The sequence below is a fragment of the Sphingobacterium sp. SYP-B4668 genome (genome assembly GCF_027627455.1).
Classification (GTDB): domain Bacteria; phylum Bacteroidota; class Bacteroidia; order Sphingobacteriales; family Sphingobacteriaceae; genus Sphingobacterium.
In genome coordinates this window covers 5,398,492-5,417,112 of sequence record NZ_CP115483.1, presented here as the reverse complement: position 1 = coordinate 5,417,112, position 18,621 = coordinate 5,398,492, and the positions used below count along the sequence as shown (strand labels likewise).

15 protein-coding genes are annotated in these 18,621 nt (G+C 37.1%); 7 read left to right on the top strand and 8 right to left on the bottom strand.

Annotation, left to right across the window (positions count from 1 at the left end; all coding sequences use genetic code 11):
- Nucleotides 1-389: 389 nt before the first annotated feature.
- Nucleotides 390-2,321 (bottom strand): 1-deoxy-D-xylulose-5-phosphate synthase, encoded by a 1,932-nt coding sequence (gene dxs / locus OQ289_RS22085; protein ID WP_270088844.1) that lies wholly within the window; start codon nt 2,319-2,321, stop codon nt 390-392.
- Between the two features lie 149 nt (nt 2,322-2,470).
- On the opposite strand from dxs, the gene OQ289_RS22080 reads away from it, so the two are divergent.
- A complete protein-coding gene (locus OQ289_RS22080; protein WP_270088843.1) occupies nt 2,471-3,259 on the top strand; it encodes a segregation and condensation protein A in 789 nt (262 codons plus the stop codon).
- An 85-nt stretch (nt 3,260-3,344) separates the two neighbouring features.
- On the opposite strand, the gene thiL is transcribed toward OQ289_RS22080, so the two are convergent.
- Nucleotides 3,345-4,385, bottom strand: coding sequence for a thiamine-phosphate kinase (gene thiL, locus OQ289_RS22075; protein ID WP_270088842.1), 1,041 nt, complete (start codon nt 4,383-4,385; stop codon nt 3,345-3,347).
- Between the two features lie 64 nt (nt 4,386-4,449).
- Nucleotides 4,450-5,448, bottom strand: coding sequence for a quinolinate synthase NadA (gene nadA, locus OQ289_RS22070; protein ID WP_270088841.1), 999 nt, complete (start codon nt 5,446-5,448; stop codon nt 4,450-4,452).
- Nucleotides 5,449-5,940: 492 nt separating this feature from the next.
- Between nadA and nadB the strand changes: the two genes are divergently transcribed.
- Nucleotides 5,941-7,533, top strand: a complete 1,593-nt coding sequence (gene nadB / locus OQ289_RS22065) for an L-aspartate oxidase (protein WP_270088840.1) — start codon at nt 5,941-5,943, stop codon at nt 7,531-7,533.
- A gap of 7 nt (nt 7,534-7,540) precedes the next feature.
- Nucleotides 7,541-8,056 (top strand): gamma carbonic anhydrase family protein, encoded by a 516-nt coding sequence (locus OQ289_RS22060; protein ID WP_270088839.1) that lies wholly within the window; start codon nt 7,541-7,543, stop codon nt 8,054-8,056.
- Here OQ289_RS22060 and OQ289_RS22055 read toward each other — a convergent pair.
- The 5 genes from OQ289_RS22055 to apaG all read right to left on the bottom strand — a co-directional run bounded on the left by OQ289_RS22055 (nt 8,053) and on the right by apaG (nt 14,753).
- A complete protein-coding gene (locus tag OQ289_RS22055) occupies nt 8,053-9,606 on the bottom strand; it encodes an Ig-like domain-containing protein (protein ID WP_270088838.1) in 1,554 nt (517 codons plus the stop codon). The genes OQ289_RS22060 and OQ289_RS22055 overlap by 4 nt on opposite strands.
- 199 nt (nt 9,607-9,805) lie before the next feature.
- Nucleotides 9,806-11,665, bottom strand: a complete 1,860-nt coding sequence (gene mnmG / locus OQ289_RS22050) for a tRNA uridine-5-carboxymethylaminomethyl(34) synthesis enzyme MnmG (RefSeq protein ID WP_270088837.1) — start codon at nt 11,663-11,665, stop codon at nt 9,806-9,808.
- A 78-nt stretch (nt 11,666-11,743) separates the two neighbouring features.
- Nucleotides 11,744-13,606 (bottom strand): ABC-F family ATP-binding cassette domain-containing protein, encoded by a 1,863-nt coding sequence (locus OQ289_RS22045; protein WP_270088836.1) that lies wholly within the window; start codon nt 13,604-13,606, stop codon nt 11,744-11,746.
- Nucleotides 13,603-14,268 carry a nucleoside-diphosphate sugar epimerase gene (locus OQ289_RS22040; protein WP_270088835.1) on the bottom strand — a complete coding sequence of 222 codons (666 nt, stop codon included), beginning with the start codon at nt 14,266-14,268 and terminating at the stop codon, nt 13,603-13,605. The genes OQ289_RS22045 and OQ289_RS22040 overlap by 4 nt, the downstream gene beginning before the upstream one ends.
- A gap of 98 nt (nt 14,269-14,366) precedes the next feature.
- Nucleotides 14,367-14,753 carry a Co2+/Mg2+ efflux protein ApaG gene (gene apaG / locus OQ289_RS22035; RefSeq protein ID WP_033563851.1) on the bottom strand — a complete coding sequence of 129 codons (387 nt, stop codon included), beginning with the start codon at nt 14,751-14,753 and terminating at the stop codon, nt 14,367-14,369.
- Nucleotides 14,754-15,202: 449 nt separating this feature from the next.
- On the opposite strand from apaG, the gene OQ289_RS22030 reads away from it, so the two are divergent.
- The 4 genes from OQ289_RS22030 (at nt 15,203) to OQ289_RS22015 (ending at nt 18,535) form a co-directional block, all read left to right on the top strand.
- Nucleotides 15,203-15,913: an SAM-dependent methyltransferase gene (locus OQ289_RS22030; RefSeq protein WP_270088834.1), complete on the top strand. Its 711-nt coding sequence runs from the start codon at nt 15,203-15,205 to the stop codon at nt 15,911-15,913.
- Nucleotides 15,914-16,169: 256 nt separating this feature from the next.
- Complete coding sequence (locus OQ289_RS22025; RefSeq protein ID WP_033563853.1) at nt 16,170-16,640, top strand: hypothetical protein; 471 nt, start codon at nt 16,170-16,172, stop codon at nt 16,638-16,640.
- Nucleotides 16,641-16,688: 48 nt separating this feature from the next.
- A complete protein-coding gene (locus tag OQ289_RS22020) occupies nt 16,689-17,786 on the top strand; it encodes a Nif3-like dinuclear metal center hexameric protein (RefSeq protein ID WP_270088833.1) in 1,098 nt (365 codons plus the stop codon).
- On the top strand, nt 17,786-18,535 hold the full coding sequence (locus OQ289_RS22015) for a zinc ribbon domain-containing protein (RefSeq protein ID WP_270088832.1): 750 nt from the start codon (nt 17,786-17,788) through the stop codon (nt 18,533-18,535). The genes OQ289_RS22020 and OQ289_RS22015 overlap by 1 nt, the downstream gene beginning before the upstream one ends.
- Nucleotides 18,536-18,621 lie beyond the last annotated feature (86 nt).

Genomic DNA, 18,621 nt, shown 5'->3' with positions numbered 1-18,621 from the left:
TCTAAAATTGTTAATAACTTGATTTACAATATGTGACCAAAAAATTGTTCATAACTTTCTCTTAAAACGAAGATGGTGAAAAAAAATCAGCTAAAAAATTAAAAAGTAAAAAAACACATAACAACTTAATTATCATATTGATATAAGTGTTTTTAATGTATTTTTACTAAATTTTAATAGCAAAATTTAAGTTTTCAACACGACATAAACCGATTAGCTTACTTACCCCAATTTACTATTTTTTTTGAAACAACAAGAAAAAATGTGGAAAACTACAGCTTAAAAAATCGGACTTAAAACAATACGATAGGAAGTTAGTTTGTAAACAAAAACGGAGCCAATTTAAATTGGCTCCGTTCTTATTTTATATGTATCCTTTTTCCTATTTCCTATCCCACCAATGAGTTAGTTTTTCTACCTTTTGCAAGCTTTCTACATTCTTCAACAATAGCATTGGCATCATAGTGACACAAACTCCACAATTCCTTTTGTTCACCATGTTCAACAATCTCATCAGGTATTCCTAATCGCACGACTTCAGACAGATGATAACGGTGATCCATCATAAATTCCAATACGGCCGATCCCATTCCACCTTGCAAACATCCATCTTCTACCGTGATGACTTTTTTAAATTTTTGGAACACTTCATGCAAAATTTCTTGATCGAGGGGCTTTACAAAACGTAGATCATAATGCGCTGGATGGATTCCTTCTTCATTTAACAGCTGTACAGCTTTTACAGCCTCGTTGCCCACACTACCAATTGTCAGGATAGCAACCTCTTCACCATCACATATCTTTCTTCCCTTTCCTATAGGTATTTCTTTAAAAGGTCTTTTCCAGTCAGGCATCACTCCTGCTCCTCGTGGATACCGAATCACAAACGGACCTTTGTTTTCCAATTGTGCTGTATACATCAAGTTGCGTAACTCCTCTTCGTTCATAGGAGCTGATACCGTCATATTTGGAATGCAACGCATGAATGCTATGTCATAAGCCCCATGATGTGTAGGGCCATCAGCCCCCGCTATACCTGCTCTATCCAGGCAAAATACTACATTTAGCTTTTGTAACGCAACGTCATGTATTACTTGATCATAAGCACGTTGCATAAAAGATGAATAAATATTACAGAAAGGAAGCATGCCCTGTGTAGCAAGTCCAGCACTGAAGGTAACAGCATGTTGCTCGGCTATTCCTACGTCGAAAGCACGATCAGGCATAGCCTTCATCATGATATTCATGGAAGATCCCGAAGGCATAGCTGGTGTTATGCCCATAATATGCTTATTCGTTTCAGCTAATTCAACCAAAGTATGTCCAAATACATCTTGGTATTTAGGTGCTACTGGTTTGTCGGTTACCGATTTCTTTATCTCGCCTGTTATCTTGTCGAACAATCCAGGAGCATGCCATAAAGTTTGATCCTTTTCAGCAAGTGCATAGCCCTTACCTTTCACCGTAACACAGTGCAGTAATTTAGGACCTGGTATATGCTTAAGATCTTCTAAAGTCTTAACAAGCTTCTTTACATCATGTCCATCAACAGGACCAAAATATCTAAAGTTAAGCGATTCAAACAGATTCGAGTTTTTTAACAAAGAACCCTTTATGCCGCGCTCTAATTTTTTAGCAATCCCAAATGCATCCGGTCCCACTTCTGATATCTTAGATAGTACAGCAGCAATATCATCTCTGAATCTATTATATTGTCTAGAAGTGGTAATACTCGTTAGATACTCCTTCATTGCACCCACATTCGGATCGATGGACATGCAGTTATCATTTAGTATGACCAATAAATTAGACTTTTCAATGCCTGCATGGTTCAATGCTTCAAAAGCTAGACCTGCAGTCAATGCACCATCACCAATCACAGCAACATGTTGTCTATCGCTCTCTCCTTTATAATGGGAAGCGACAGCCATACCAAGGGCAGCAGATATAGAAGTGGAAGAGTGACCAACACCAAAAGTATCATACTCACTCTCTCCGCGATTTGGAAATCCCGAAATACCGTTTAAAATTCGATTGGTATGAAATACCTCACGTCTTCCCGTTAATATTTTATGACCATAGGCTTGGTGACCTACATCCCAAATCAACTGATCGTAAGGGGTATTCATGACATAATGAAGGGCTACCGTCAGCTCTACCACCCCTAGACTCGCAGCAAAGTGTCCTCCATTGACAGATACTATATCGATAATATACTGTCTCAACTCTTTACAGACCTGCAATAACTCTTCTTCCCTCAACTTTTTAAGATCTGAAGGAAGGTTTATTTTTTGCAATAATTCTCCAGCCTCTACTTGCATAGTTCTCGCTATTTCAAAATGAGATACAAAGTAACAATTTTTATTTTATATAAGTCTTACAACAATTCGGAATTGTTATGGTTTACATAAGGTCGTTCTTATACAACTAAAATATCAATAATTTTTTATAATTCCGTACTTTTGAATCTATGAATATCAGTGAAGGCTACGAAATCAAATTAGATCAGTTTGAGGGACCATTCGATTTATTACTCTTTTTTATCGAACGCGATGAATTAAATATACACGATATCCCCATCTCCAAAATCACAGATGATTTTCTTGATTTTATTAAGCGCATGCATGCCCTCAATATAGAATTAGCAAGTGAGTTTATCTTTGTTGCCTCCACATTGATGCGAATAAAAGCCAAGATGTTACTACCAAGGCCCGACTTAGATGAAAACGAAAATGAAATAGACTTAAAAAGAGATTTGGTTCAAAAGCTTATACTTTATAAACAATTTAAAAGTATATGTGACGACCTTAGGATATTGGAAGAGAGTAGAACACATTACCACACTAGAGGTAACTTACTACATGATTTAAAAAATACAGAGAGACCTACTCAAGAGGGAGAAGAGCTGGCTTCATTTGATCTGTACAAATTGATGATGGTCTTTGAACGTATGATGTTTCAATTCAGGAACAGAGCCCAAGAAGTCACCCACACAGTAGTCAAATATCCTTACACCATCGAACAGCAGAAAAAAGCAATAAAGGAACTTATCGAGCTCAATGAAAGACTTGATTTTAGTCAATTACGTCAAAACTCAGAAAATAAAGTTCACTTCGTATATAATTTTCTTGCTATACTCGAAATGCTCCAACAGCGATTACTAGCAATAGAAATTGGCTTAGGCTATAATAACTTCAGCGTCGGCAAACACGATCCAAATGCTGTAGAAGAAGAAGAGCCAGCATTTGAGAATGAATAAAAAAATCCTGTTTCATGTGAAACAGGATTTTTTTATTCATTTATGGACCAAGTTCGCATTTAACAAACTATTTTATATTCGAAGCTTATTTTTTAAAGGCATTCCAACCTTGTGCAGTAATAGGGTGCACATTACCCGATTTAGAAACCATTTGACAACCCGCGCTTGCCTCGGTAATATGGCCAATAATACTGATATCAGGAAGATTTTTCAACTTATCGTATTCACTCTGCGGAACAGTAAATAAGAGTTCATAATCCTCTCCCCCATTTAAAGCACATACCGTGGGATCTAATCCAAACTCACGAGCAGTATCATAAGTCATTTGGTCCAAAGGAATCTTATCTTCATACAATTTACACCCTTTGTCCGAAGCTTTACAAATATGGATAATCTCTGATGCCAAGCCATCCGATATATCGATCATCGAATTAGGCACAATGGATAAGCTATCGAGTAACTGGACAATATCCTTACGAGCTTCAGGTTTAAGTTGTCTTTCTACGATATAGTCTTTCCCCTCCAAATCAGGTTGTATATTAGGATGTTCTAAAAATACAGACTTTTCACGCTCTAATAACTGCAGTCCCATGTAGGCAGCACCTAGGTCACCAGATACACACAGCAAATCACCTTCCTGTGCACCCGATCGATAGGAAATTCTTCCCTCCTCAGCATAACCAATACTTGTAACCGAAATAACCAAACCTTGCGCCGATGCCGAAGTATCCCCTCCTACCAAGTCCACATTATATTTTTTACAAGCTATTAAAGCTCCCTCGTAAATCTCTTCTACAGCTTCAAGGGGAAATTTAGAAGATAAACCAATAGCTATAGTAATTTGCGAAGCAATTCCATTCATGGCATATATATCGCTTAGATTGACCTGTACAGCTTTGTAACCCAAATGTTTAAGAGGTACATACCGCAGATCGAAATGTATCCCTTCTAATAACAAATCTGTAGAAATAAGCGTCTTATAGTTAGAAAAATCCAATACAGCCGCGTCATCACCAATGCCTTTTATCGTCGATTTCTCGGAAAGTTCCACGTGCTTTGTTAGATGTTCTATCAAGCCAAATTCACCAAGATGACCAAGTTCTGTTCTATCTGTATTCTCAAACATTTATCAAGTAAATTTTAAATTTTAAAAAACACGTCTCTATAAGAGCATATGCACAGCAGTATTCTTAAAGTCCTAATCTAGCTGAAATCTCCAGCATACGTTCAATGGGCTTTTGCGCACGTACTATTACTTCTTCAGGAAGTGTTACCTCTGGAGCTTCGTACTTAAGACAGTTATACAATTTCTCTAAGGTATTGAGCTTCATATGGGGACAATCATTACATGCACATGCATTATTTGGCGGAGCAGGAATAAATTTCTTATGCGGACTAGCCTTCTGCATTTGATGAATAATACCTGATTCAGTAGCAACAATATATGTTGAAGAAGAATCATTTATAGTATACTTCAACATTCCAGATGTAGAGCCCACATAATCAGCTGTAGCCAAAATATGATCTTCGCACTCTGGGTGCGCTATAAATTTAGCATCTGGATACATCTCCCTTAAATCATCAATCTTTTCCTGCGAGAAAATCTCATGTACCATACAAGCGCCATTCCATAGCACCAAGTCTCGACCCGTTTTTTTCTTTACATAAGCACCCAAATTTCGATCTGGTCCGAAGATGATTTTTTGAGTCAACGGCAGACTTTCTACGATTTGAACAGCATTACTGGAAGTACATACTATATCCGATAAGGCCTTAAGCTCAGCGGTACAGTTTACGTAAGTAATCACCAAATGATCAGGATACTGTTCCTTAAATTTTGCGAACAAATGTGGTGGGCAACTATCTGATAATGAGCACCCAGCTTTCAAATCAGGTAAAAGGACACGTTTTTGGGGTGATAAAATTTTAGCTGTCTCTGCCATAAAGTGCACACCAGCGAAAACTATCACATCAGCTTCTGTTTTCGCTGCTTCTTGAGATAATCCCAAACTATCACCTATATAATCTGCAATATCCTGAATTTCAGCATCTTGATAGTAGTGCGCTAAAATAACTGCATTTTTTTCCTTTTTTAATCGATTAATCTCTTCTACCAAATCCAATTGCGGATTTACAGGCTCATCTATGTATCCTTTTGCTTCTAAGTCTCTTTCGTAAGTTGTATTCATTTTCCAAGTGTCAAAATTTATAATCCTAATCCCGACTTTATCACAACACAAAAGTAGCGAAAGAAATTCAAACGAAATCCACAATCCCTTTTTTCAATAATTAATAATTCTTTTATATAAAAGAGAAGCTATTGTTTATTAGTGTGTGGAAAATGTCGAAACTTTAAGCATGTTTGAGTTGTGATTGTGAGTTTTGATAGAGTTATCCACATTTTTAACCTCTCTATGTTTATAAATAGAGCTGATATTCAGCTAAATAAAATTTCTCTTTTTTTCTTTTCCATATTTTAATGTGAATTGATTGTTGTTTACAATTTGTTAGTAATTGGGTAAGATTAGGGTTATAATTTGTTCATAAATCACGTGAATCCTGTGGAAATGTGGAATAAAAAATAGTTTTCATTTTTAATTCACCATTTATCTACATGTTATCCACATATTTTGTTAATTTGTTGTCTTATTAACAAGTTTTTGTAAATACCACAGGCATATATGCAGGGTCGTCAGGTTGATTTTTTAATAATTGGGTCGGGAATAGCTGGCCTAAGCTTTGCTTTAAAAGCAGCAAGTAAGGGTAAAGTGCTGATAGTCACTAAGTCTAATGAAGATGAGTCGAATACCAAGTACGCACAGGGGGGGGTAGCCGCTGTTGTGGATAAGTCTGATAGCTTTGATAAGCATATCGTTGATACTCAAGTTGCTGGGGACGGATTATGTCATGTTAATATTGTGGAAAACGTTGTTAAAGAAGGTCCGGAGCGTATTGCTGAATTGATAGCTTACGGTACTAACTTTGATAAGGTGGAGGAAGGAAGTTACGATTTGGCAAAAGAAGGGGGACATTCTAAACATCGTATATTACATTATAAGGATATTACGGGCTATGAGATAGAGCGTGCTTTGTTAGAGAAAGTTCATCAAAATCCTAATATAGAGATACTTACTCACTATTTTGCTATTGATTTGATTACACAGCATCATTTAGGTGAATTTGTGGATAAGAAATCTGAGGATATTAAATGTTTCGGTGTTTATGCCTTGAATTCCCATAGTAATAAAATTGAGAAAATATTGAGTAAAATTACACTTATGGCTTCAGGTGGAGCTGGTCATGTTTACTCTAGTACTACAAATCCAACTATCGCTACAGGTGATGGAATAGCAATGGTATACCGTGCAAAAGGTAAAGTACGTAATATGGAGTTCATACAGTTTCACCCTACAGCACTGTATAACCCGAGTCAATATCCAGCGTTTCTAGTGTCAGAAGCTGTGAGAGGTTTTGGAGGTATATTGCGACGTGTTAATGGCGAGTCTTTTATGGAGGAGTACGACGAACGTGGCTCACTGGCGCCAAGAGATATTGTGGCAAGGGCTATAGATGCTGAGATGAAGAAATCAGGAATAGATTATGTTTATCTAGATATTACAATGAAATCCAAAACTGATATACTGACTCATTTCCCGAATATCTATGAAAAGTGCATGAGTATTGGTTTAGATATGTCCAAGGATTATATTCCCGTTTCTCCTGCTGCGCATTATCTGTGCGGCGGAATATTAGTTGACGAGTATGGTAGAAGTACAATAGATAATTTGTACGCTTGTGGCGAATGTTCTTCCACAGGACTGCATGGAGCCAATAGATTGGCTTCTAATTCACTTTTGGAAGCAGCTGTTTACGCACATCGTATTGCCCTTGATGCCGTGGGTCGTCTAGATACATTGGATTATCAAATAGGTATACCAGAGTGGGACGATTCTAATACTAGTCTTTCAAATGAGGATATACTTGTATCGCACAATTTAAGGGAAACACAAAAAGTCATGTCTGATTATGTCGGTATTGTACGGTCTGATTTTAGATTAGATAGGGCTTTGCGTCGATTGGGTTTTTTATATGATGAGACCGAGGATTTTTATAAACATACCAAATTATCTGTCCAACTGTGCGAGTTGAGGAATGTAATCCAGGTTGCTTTTCTTGTTATTAAATCTGCTCAAAGTAGGAAAGAAAGTAGAGGACTACATTATTCTACCGATTATCCCAATCATGCTGATGTGTTGAGAGATACTATATTTTAAGTTTATTATGCCTGTTATATTACCAATTAAAGGAAAGCTTCCGGAGATACCGGATAGTTGCTATATAGCCCCAAATGCAACCTTAGTAGGTGACGTAACTATGGGGCAGCATTGCTCAGTTTGGTTCAATGCTGTCGTCAGAGGGGATGTTAATTATATACGTATTGGCGAATATACCAATATACAAGATGGGGTTGTCATCCATTGTACATATCTAAAGAACGGTACCGATATTGGAAGCTATGTGAGCATAGGGCATCAGGCCATGGTACATGGCTGTGACGTCCATGATCATGTATTGATAGGTATGGGAGCCATTGTGATGGACCGAGCTATAGTGCAATCTTATGTTATTATAGCCGCAGGTTCCGTAGTATTGGAAGGTACGGTATGTGAATCTGGTTATTTGTATGCTGGTGTACCAGCTAAAAAGATAAAGGCGATAACCGATGAACAAAGAGATATGTTGCAACAGTTACCGCATAATTATGTAACGTATAGTTCTTGGCTAATGGATGATTAGGGGATATTTATAGTTTCATTCTGTTCCCAGTTTGCACGTATTGTAAAGGTTTTTCCCAGGTACCATATCTTTTCGGCTTGTTCTTTTGTCTTTAAGTTTGCAGGATCCCAGACACCGTTTCTATTTGCGTCATATATGATACGAAGTGAGTATTTTCCACCTGGAAATTTTTTGTAAGACAATGTAGCAGCTTTTTCCAGTATTTTTTTATCGAATACTTTTTCTTTCTTTTCATCTATGATTTCGACGATGTATTGCATGGTGCTGTCTCTTCCAGTAAAGGTAAAATTGATATCACCATAGTTTTCGCTTTCATCCAATGTAAAAGTGGTTTTTAGCTCTTTATTGCTGGCACCAAACAGCCCTTTAACCGCATTTTCTTCAATTATGAGCGTATAGTTTTTGTTAGGTCTCCAATTGTATCTGATATGATATAATTGCGTGTTTAAACTATCTTTTTGGAGCTGGAAGTTCGTTCGTGATAGGCTGTCTTCCAAAAGTTTGAGCTTACCTTTTTCTATTTGAGATATGGGAGATTTTGCCGTAACTACTATATGGTTGATTTTATCTACTTTGTTGTTGATATTTAGGAGTGGTAGGAGTTCTTTTTCAAATTTTAGATTAGTAGGTTTCTTGATTAATACCGTATCTAATACTTTATTGTAATTGGTAATTTCTAATTTTATAGAGTCAAAATCTGTGTTAGACGTGTATATTAGCGCACTATCTCTATTAACCCCATATTTGATATACTTGTCAGCATCAATATCTTCAGGAGATAATATCTTTATACGAGGATCTAGTAAGCCAATATTGAATACGAGTTGAATACCACCATCTTTTTCTAGTTTTCGTTCTGTAGTTCTAAATTTCTGTGGATATGGTTTGGTTAGCTCCAGTTTTATATTTCCAGTGTCTTTCGTTAGTACAATACTGTCTTTTAGAAATCCAATCCAATCATCATTTTCATTGTATATACGATTGGGCGCCTTTTGTTTAAGCGCATATATTCGATAGGTATCCTCTCTTAAATTGTTGAATTTGAAATTTCCAGAAGTATCTACAGCTGTGAATATATTGGCTTTTTTCTTTCCAAAAATACTATCCTGTCTGATCGGAATTAGCATAACAATGATATCTTTATCCTGATTTTTGATGTCAAGACTTTGGGTATAGCCATTCAATACGGAACCAGATACCGATAGGGAGTCCAACTCGTCACCTGTAGCAAATACGTAAGAATAATTAGGTAAGGGATTCCCCTCATTGTAATCCACCAACCCTTTACCAAAATGGATAGTATATGTCGTGTTGTCTTCCAATGAATCTGGAAGAGTTATTTCGAAGTTTTTCTTTTTTACTTTGTATTCTGGTTGAGTGTCAACGTCTGGAGAAATGCTAAATTCTTTGAATTGATTACTTAGTTTTACATATTCATCAAATTCCAATATGATTTTTTTCTCTTTGAAATTTCGCGTAAGATTTTTAGGAAACTCATTGAGAATTGTAGGTGGTAGCGAATCTTTTGGCCCCCCAGTAGGGTGTTGCATATTGGCACATTGAACAGAACTTAAGATTAAGAGGCAAATCACTGCCAAAAACAGTAGCCTTTGAATTAAGCTGTATTTTAGGTGTTTTGAGCTATTTTTGTATATTTTGGATACCTGTATCATTTTATTTAAAATATCGTCTTAAATCGCTTTATATCAAGTTCTTTTATTTTTATGTAACTTATTGATAATGAGTGTGTTAATTCATATGTACCATTAATACGCTTATATCGGCAGGTGAAACTCCTGAAATCCTGGATGCTTGCCCTAATGTTCTGGGTTTTACTTTTAGTAGTTTTTGGCGTGCTTCAATTGACAGTGAAGTTAGTGAATCATAGTCAAAGTCTGGATTAATTTCTTTGTCTTCCATTTTTTTCATTTTATTGACAATGTCCATTTCCTTTTCAAAGTAACTATCGTATTTAACTTTAATTTCGGCTTGTTCAATAGTTTCGTTGTCGAAGCTTGAAAGATAGTCTTTAAATGCAGTATCCGCATTTGCTAAGTCGTATATATTTAACTGTGGTCTACTTAATATATTGAATAATTTCGTTTTCTGATTTATCGCTGATGAGTTGAGGGTAACCAGTGATGGATTGATAACGTCTGGTGTAACACTTTGTTGGCGTAGATAGTTAACGATAGCGTCTGAATTGTTTATTTTGTCGTTGACCTTATTAAGTCGATCATCCCCTACCAAGCCTAGTTTATGTGCTATTGGTGTTAGACGTATATCTGCATTATCTTGTCTTAAAAGAAGCCTATGTTCGGCCCTAGAAGTGAACATTCTATAAGGTTCTTCTGTCCCTTTTGTAACGAGATCATCGATAAGGACGCCTATATAGGATTCCGAACGTTTCATGATAAGTTCATGTAGGTCATTTATTCTTTGGTGAGCATTGATGCCTGCTACGAATCCTTGAGCGGCAGCTTCTTCATATCCAGTAGTTCCATTTATTTGTCCTGCAAAGAAAAGATGTTTGACCTTTAATGTTTCAAGTGTGAGATCTAATTGCATTGGTGGGAAGAAGTCATATTCTATGGCATATCCTGGTCTATACATTTTTGCATTTTCGAACCCCGGTATGAGTCGTAGTGCTTTTTGTTGTACATCTTCGGGCAAAGAAGTAGAAAATCCATTTACATAGATTTCTACAGTTTGGAATCCTTCTGGCTCTACAAATATTTGGTGTCTTTCACGTTCTGCAAATCTGTTTATTTTATCTTCTATAGATGGACAATAGCGTGGACCAAGTCCCTTTATTCTACCGGTAAACATGGGTGATTTTTCAAACCCTGTTTTGAGCATCTCATGCACTTTGTCATTTGTATAGGTAATCCAACAACATCTTTGTTCGGTGGGCATTTGAACATCTGTATAGGAAAATCGGCCTTTGGGTTCGTCACCCCATTGTTCCTCCATCAAAGCATAGTTCAATGATCGACCATCTACACGTGGTGGAGTTCCAGTTTTCATTCTACCCGATTCAAACCCAAGGCTGACTAGCTGTTCTGTCAGTCCTGTTGCAGCTTTTTCTCCTGTACGGCCGCCACCAAATTTTTTATCTCCTATATGTATGATACCATTTAGAAAGGTGCCGTTGGTGAGTACTACTGCATCGCTTTCTATGTGGATTCCCAATGAGGTTATGACGCCTTTAGCTCTCCCCTGCTCAACGATAACCTCTTTAACGGTGTCTTGCCATATATCTAGATTTGGAAGGGACTCAAGCTGTAATCTCCATTCTTCGGCGAAGCGCATCCTGTCATTTTGAGAACGGGGACTCCACATCGCAGGTCCTTTAGAAAGATTTAGCATTCTAAATTGTAGAGTAGATTTATCTGCAATAACACCAGTATATCCGCCCATAGCATCTATCTCTCTTACAATTTGACCTTTCGCTACACCTCCAATCGCTGGGTTACAACTCATTTGTGCGATTACCCCCATATTCATAGTTATCAGAAGTACCGAGGAACCTAAATTGGCTGCTGCTGCTGCTGCTTCACATCCTGCGTGTCCTGCCCCTACTACTATTACATTGTATTTATTAAACATTTTGTGTATTGTTTCACGTGGAACGATATGTGTTCCGCGTATGTTGTTTTTATTCTAGTTTCACGTGGAACACACGTGTTATCCCATTAATTCCGCTAATTGCATCCATCTATTAGTTTTTGTCTCTAGTGTTTCTTGAAGTTTAGTTATTTCGGATGCAGTGTCGCTTAATGTGATATGGTCTGTTAATTCAAGAAGTTTATTGTTTTTATTTTGAATATCCTCTTCTAATCTTGTTATATCTTCTTCTAGTTTTTTGTATTCAATTTCTTCCTTGTAAGATAGTTTCTTTTTATCCGCTACTGTTTCCTTTGTAATGGGTTTGTCTATTTCTTTTGTATTTTTACTAGCTTTAGCTGCAGCTTCTTGTTCTATTTTAAAATCAGCGTAGTTACCATTATAGATGTTGATACTTCCCGTTCCATCAAAGATGAATAATTGGTCTGTCATTTTATCCACTAAGTATCTATCATGAGAGACAAGTAAAAGAACTCCGGTGTATTTATCTAGAAAATCTTCAAGTACGTTTAGCGTATCTATATCAAGATCATTCGAAGGTTCATCCAGAATTAAGAAGTTGGGGTTGCGCATAAGTACCCGCATTAGTTGAAGTCTTTTGCGTTCACCACCACTTAATTTTTCAACCAGACCGAATTGTTTTTCAGGAGGAAATAGAAAATGAGTCAATAGTTGAGATGCTGTGATAACTTCACCCTTTGCCATTTCAATATACTCAGCAACATTTTTAACAACATCTATTACTCTTTCATTGGGTTGGAATTCCAATCCCCCTTGTTTGTAATATCCATAAACTGTTGTTTCCCCTATTGATACGGTTCCTGACGTTGGGGTCTCTAAATTGGTTATCAAGTTCAGAAAGGTAGATTTACCAGATCCATTTTTACCAGAAAGGCCAATGCGGTCACCCTTTTTAAACGTATATGAAAAATTTTCGATGACCTTTTTTGATCCAAAAGATTTCGATACATTTTCTAATTCAAGTATTTTTGAACCTTGACGACTTATCTTTACACTGAGTTGTACTGATTCATTTTTCTTTGCGGCCTTAGATTTTTCTTCTAGGTCATAGTATGCTTCTATCCTTGATTTGGATTTTGTGCCGCGAGCTTGTGGTTGGCGACGCATCCATTCCAACTCTTTCCGCAACAGGTTGCGACTTTTTTCTACTAGGAGCGCATCGTTAGTTTCACGCTCAGCCTTTTTTTCTAAGTAATAGCTATAGTTACCTTTGAAGGTAAGTAAACTACCCCTATCCAATTCTCTAATTTCTGTACAGACGCCATCTAGAAAATAGCGGTCGTGCGTGACGAGTAATACGGTCTTATTTCCCGTGGTCAATAGTTTTTCCAACCATTCTATTGTTTCAATGTCCAAATGATTGGTAGGTTCGTCTAAGATATATACGTCTGGCTCGTCTATCAGTAATTTGGCTAGTGACAAACGTTTGCGTTGACCTCCTGAAAGCTTCTCTATCTGTTGTGAGAAATCGGTTATATTTAACCTGTTAAGAATAGTTTTAATATTGTACTCGTACTCCCAGGCTTCTAGTAACGAAAGCTTTTCAGTAAGATCTTCCAATTCTTGCTGGTCGGGATTATCTTGAGACAAGAGTTCTTCATATGCTCTGATGAGCGATTGTTGCTCATTGTCGGCGCTATAGATGAAATCGTTTATGGAATTCAATCCTGAAAAATCTGGATTTTGCGGAAGGAAGCCCACTTTTATTCCCTTTTCTTTCACTACTTTTCCAGAAGTGGGCGCCTGCTTTTCTGCTAATATGGATAAAAGGGTTGATTTTCCGGTACCGTTAATTCCGACAAGCGCTATTCTATCTCCTTTTTGTAGTCCAAAATGGAGATCTTTGAATAGCCATCTGTCATTGAAAGAGTGGCTGACTTGTTCTGTAGATAATATACTCACGCTAATTCTTTTATTTTTTCTGTTTGAATAATATGTAATCCTTTTCTTTGAGATGTGGTGATTTTTTGCATCGTACTAGCCACATCTTCTGCTTTTATACTTCTGTAATCTTTCAACCTTCCTAATAGGAACACGTTCAATACACTCATCACAAATGATGATATGGATTCAAGTAACCTCTTCTCTCCTCTTTTTCCCAGAAGCAAGGAAGGCCTTAAAATAAAGGTGTTCGGAATGGCAAGCTTGATAATATCTCGTTCCAAGTCCCCTTTCATCTTAAGGTAGAAGTTCTTTGATTTGCTGTTTGCACCTATACTTGAAACAATACAGATGTTTGTTAACTTATTGTTTATTAAGTATTTAGATACTTTATATGGGTAATCATGATCGATTTGATAATATATATCTCGCTCAGGGGTCTTGCTTTTTGTACTCCCTATACAGGAATAGAAATGATCTACTTTTAAATCTTTAATGTAATCGTCTATTGAATAATAGTCAGCCACGATATTGACCATTTTGGGATGTTCAAAGCCAAGCGGACGCCTTGATATTGCATATATCTTTGAGTAGCAGTCGCTTGCCAATAGATTGTGCATCAGTATGTCCCCTATCAGGCCTGTAGAACCTAAAATCAATGCCGTATAGACAGTTTTATCCATAATAGGATACAAAAGTACAGAATAAAATAGTTTTTACGGTAGGAATAATGTTAATGAATCTTAATGAGGATAGGGTGTTGACAGTTATCAAACGAAGGCTAGTTCAATCTATGGTTGGCGATGAGATTGAATCGCGGAATTTCAACATCAAAAAGTTCGTCGTCTAAAGTACGGCGCATTTGATAGGTACCTTCCATAAATCCCATTTCACTTTTGAGATTGCATCCGGATACATACTGATGAGTGTCACCTGGCTCGATGATGGGTTGCTCGCCCACTACCCCGTCTCCATCAACCTCTCTGTGCTCACCAATAGCATCGAAAATATGCCAATGACGTCTCATAAGCTGAAAAGTACTATCTCCAATATTTTCAATAGATATCCTGTAGGCAAACATAAAATGTTCCTTTTCCGGATTGGAGTATTCTGGCTGATAAATAAATTCTACCGAAATCTTAACCCCTTCTGTTATTTGAGATACCATTTATACAAAACTAGAAAAAATAGTATTTTATTACAAGTGCTTTTTTAGTATGGAGTACAATGTTACTGACTTAGGTCTAATACTTCTGTGTAAAATAACTAGGGATAGTACTTTTTAGAGGGATATGCAATGGTTTCTATAACACGGCCGGCGACCTTACGTTTGCTAGAATTCAACGGTATACCAACTTATATATTAAGACGGGTTTTAATTAGAGTATACATACGGTTAACATAACAAATGGCTAAGCTAAGGCTATGTTAACCCTACGTTAAGACTATCTAAACGCTACCTAATTATTGGACTTGATACTCACGTGGTCTCTGTCCTTACACAGGAAACGGGGAATTTATAAAAATTTGGCTAAGAACGGAGGCTAGAACTGATCCGAATCCTCATTAACATACATATATGTTTACACAATTGGATAGAATTGATTAGGTTTGTATATGTCGAAAGGAACACTTTATTTACTCCCTGTGCCGCTTAGTGATGACGCGGCTCGGGCATCCTACACCCCCTATCTTCAGGAGACTATTAATCTTATTACAGAGTATATAGTCGAAAATGAAAAGACTGCGCGCAAATTTCTAAAACAAGCCGGATTAACGACTCCCCAAAGTCAATTAATCGTTCATGATTATGGAAAACATAAACGAGACAAACGGAATCTAGGAGAGTTTTTTGCGGGGTTGCTTTCTGGAAAGGATGTCGGGTTGATGTCAGAGGCTGGATGTCCTGGAATCGCTGATCCAGGCGCCGATATTGTGGCCGAGGCTCATCGATTGGGAGTCAAGGTCGTCCCTTTAGTAGGGCCAAGCTCTATATTATTGGCCTTGATGGCCTCCGGTTTCAGCGGCCAAAAATTTGCTTTTCAAGGATATCTGCCAATAGATAAGGCTGATCGTAGTAAGAAAATAAAGGAGCTGGAAAATCAAGCGTATAAAGAAAAGCAAACTCAAATCTTTATCGAGACACCTTTTCGTAATAATCAACTGTTTGCAGAGTTGTTGAAGGTTTGTAAAGATCAGACGAAGATTTGTGTAGCTAGTAGTCTGACAGCCGAAGAGGAATTTATCGCTACGTTGTCGGTAGCGCAGTGGAAAAAACGTAAAGATGACTTTCATAAAAAGCCAGCAATTTTTTTATTGTACTTTTAGATTGGTATGTAACTATTGTACGTTATAATTTGGTACTGTCAATACACGTTAAACAAAATAGAATAAATCACATTATAGTATGTGCTGCGTATATTCTTTTGCTCTTATCGGATTAGTTGGTATTGAGGACACTTAAGGAGCCTATATAACTCCATATTTATAAAAAGGGATAAAAGTGCTATTGGTATAGAATACAGATTCTATTGTATATAAAAGCAAAATTATCTAAGTTTAGAAAAAAGAAATTCAAATAAAAATGTTAGAGTTTGCCCCTGATAAATTGACCACAGAGATGCTATATGTTCTTTTGGCTGTGTCGCTAGTACGTCTTACTTTTTGGATTTTGTTTGCAAATACCATACGCCAAACCTTAAATTTGGTTTCGAAAGAAAATAGAAATATCCTTCCAAATCAAGCTTGGTTCGTCGCGGTGCCTTTGTTTAATATTTATTGGCATTTTGAGGTGGCAAGAAGATTGTGTGATTCATTGAACAACGAGTTCTATGATCGTAAAATTGCTGTGGAAGAGAATCCGACACAAAAAGAGGGCAGACTCTACGCTTGGACATATTTGTCTATCAATATACCATTCCCACCATTTATTTTGGTAATTGCCGGAGTGCTCAATCTGATCTATTTTATTACGTATTGGGTAAAAATCAACCAATATCGTAATTTGTTAAAGGAACACAATAAATTTAAGGAGAAAGCGATTAATGAGGTATAATGTTTGCTCTTAATCAAGAGATACAGTTGGGATAATCAATATTGAAGAATGAAAATACAAGAACTTACGACATATTTGGAAGAGATTGCTCCGCTTTCCTATCAGGAATCATATGACAACTCCGGTCTTTTGGTGGGTAATCCACAAGAGGAGCTGACCAGTGTCTTGATATCTTTGGATTGCACAGAGTCTGTTGTCGATGAGGCAATTGCCAAGGGGTGTAATCTTATCATTTCACATCACCCCATTGTTTTTAAAGGGCTCAAGAAGTTTACAGGGGCCAATTACGTCGAGCGTGTGATTATCAAAGCAATTCAAAATAACATTGCACTGTATGCTATCCATACAAATCTCGACAATATCTTTGGCGGGGTTAGCTCTAAGATTGGCGAAAAAATCGGTTTAACCCATACAGCGATTCTTCAGCAGAAGAAAAACCTGTTGCTAAAACTAATTGTATATGTACCCCGATCGCATGTGGAGAGTGTTCGCGAAGCATTATTCGAAGCAGGGGCTGGAAGTATTGGTCGTTATGATCAATGTAGTTATAATACGGCAGGCTATGGAACATTTAGACCTCTTGAGGGCGCCGAACCAAGTATAGGAAATATTGGCCAACAAGAGCGCGTAGAGGAGACTAAAATCGAAGTGATATTTCCTAAATCCAAGGAGCGTAATATACTTGTAGCTATGTATTCAAGCCATCCATACGAGGAAATCGCCTATAATATTGTGACATTGGAAAATAGTTTTCAAGAGGTTGGGTCGGGAATTATCGGTAATTTGAGTGTTCCGATGGCCGAAGAGGATTTCTTACGACACTTGAAAGACAAGCTTAATCTGACAGTAATACGACATACTGCATTAAGAGGTAAAGAGGTCTCAAGAGTGGCAGTATGCGGTGGTGCTGGGGGATTTTTGCTGTCAGATGCCAAGCGCTCAGGTGCAGATTTCTTTGTGACGGCAGACTATAAGTACCATGAGTTTTTCGATGCGGAAGAAGATATTGTCATTGCAGACACGGGACATTTTGAAAGTGAACAATTTACGCAAGAATTATTGTTAGAAATTATTCGGAAAAAATTTGCTAACTTTGCAGTCCTAATAACGGAAATAGATACAAATCCAATAAAATACTACAGTTAATGGAACAAACCGTAGAACAAAAATTGAAAGCATTATGGTCTTTACAAACCATACATACTAAAGTCGATAGAATTCGCCAAATAAGAGGGGAATTGCCTATTGAAGTAGCTGATCTTGAAGATGAAATAGCAGGACTGGAGACTCGTATCGAAAAAATCAGAACTGATTTGGACGATTTGGAGGATTCAATCGTGAAACGTAAGAACATGATCAAAGATGCTCAAAGTGCCATCAAAAAATATGAGGGTCAACTTAATGAGGTCAAAAATAACCGTGAGTACGACGCTATTTCTAAAGAAATCGAGATTCAAGGCTTAGAGATTCAAGTTTGTGAAAAACGAATTAAAGAATATGAATTCGAGATTCGTAATAAAACTGAGCAGTATGAAAGCACAGTTAAGAGCATGGATTATAGCAGAGGAGAACTAGATGGTAAGAAAAATGAACTGGATACAATCACTTCAGAAACTCAAAAAGAGGAAGATGCATTGTTGAAAAGTTCTGAAGGCGCAGAAAAGAACATTGAGGAACGTCTTATGAATGTCTACAACAGACTTCGTAACTCCTTCAAAAATGGTCTTGCTGTTGTTTCTATCGATCGTGATAGCTGTTCTGGTTGCCACAATAAGATTCCTGCACAAATGCAGTCCGAAATTCGTCAACGTAAGAAAATCATTATCTGTGAACATTGCGGACGTGTGATTGTAGATGAAGGGATTGTATTAGAAGTAGAAGGCGAAATCGCATAACAATTTATTGAATTACAATATTTATAAGCGCTGATGAAAATCAGCGCTTTTTTTTTGCAACTTATTTGATATAGGTGTCCCAATAA

Coding starts and splice junctions, on each gene's coding strand:
- dxs (WP_270088844.1), bottom strand. CDS start 2,321: ATGCAAGTAGAGGCTGGAGAATTATTGCAAAAAATAAACCTTCCTTCA.
- OQ289_RS22080 (WP_270088843.1), top strand. CDS start 2,471: ATGAATATCAGTGAAGGCTACGAAATCAAATTAGATCAGTTTGAGGGA.
- thiL (WP_270088842.1), bottom strand. CDS start 4,385: ATGTTTGAGAATACAGATAGAACAGAACTTGGTCATCTTGGTGAATTT.
- nadA (WP_270088841.1), bottom strand. CDS start 5,448: ATGAATACAACTTACGAAAGAGACTTAGAAGCAAAAGGATACATAGAT.
- nadB (WP_270088840.1), top strand. CDS start 5,941: ATGCAGGGTCGTCAGGTTGATTTTTTAATAATTGGGTCGGGAATAGCT.
- OQ289_RS22060 (WP_270088839.1), top strand. CDS start 7,541: ATGCCTGTTATATTACCAATTAAAGGAAAGCTTCCGGAGATACCGGAT.
- OQ289_RS22055 (WP_270088838.1), bottom strand. CDS start 9,606: ATGCAACACCCTACTGGGGGGCCAAAAGATTCGCTACCACCTACAATT.
- mnmG (WP_270088837.1), bottom strand. CDS start 11,665: ATGTTTAATAAATACAATGTAATAGTAGTAGGGGCAGGACACGCAGGA.
- OQ289_RS22040 (WP_270088835.1), bottom strand. CDS start 14,268: ATGGATAAAACTGTCTATACGGCATTGATTTTAGGTTCTACAGGCCTG.
- apaG (WP_033563851.1), bottom strand. CDS start 14,753: ATGGTATCTCAAATAACAGAAGGGGTTAAGATTTCGGTAGAATTTATT.
- OQ289_RS22030 (WP_270088834.1), top strand. CDS start 15,203: ATGTCGAAAGGAACACTTTATTTACTCCCTGTGCCGCTTAGTGATGAC.
- OQ289_RS22025 (WP_033563853.1), top strand. CDS start 16,170: ATGTTAGAGTTTGCCCCTGATAAATTGACCACAGAGATGCTATATGTT.
- OQ289_RS22020 (WP_270088833.1), top strand. CDS start 16,689: ATGAAAATACAAGAACTTACGACATATTTGGAAGAGATTGCTCCGCTT.
- OQ289_RS22015 (WP_270088832.1), top strand. CDS start 17,786: ATGGAACAAACCGTAGAACAAAAATTGAAAGCATTATGGTCTTTACAA.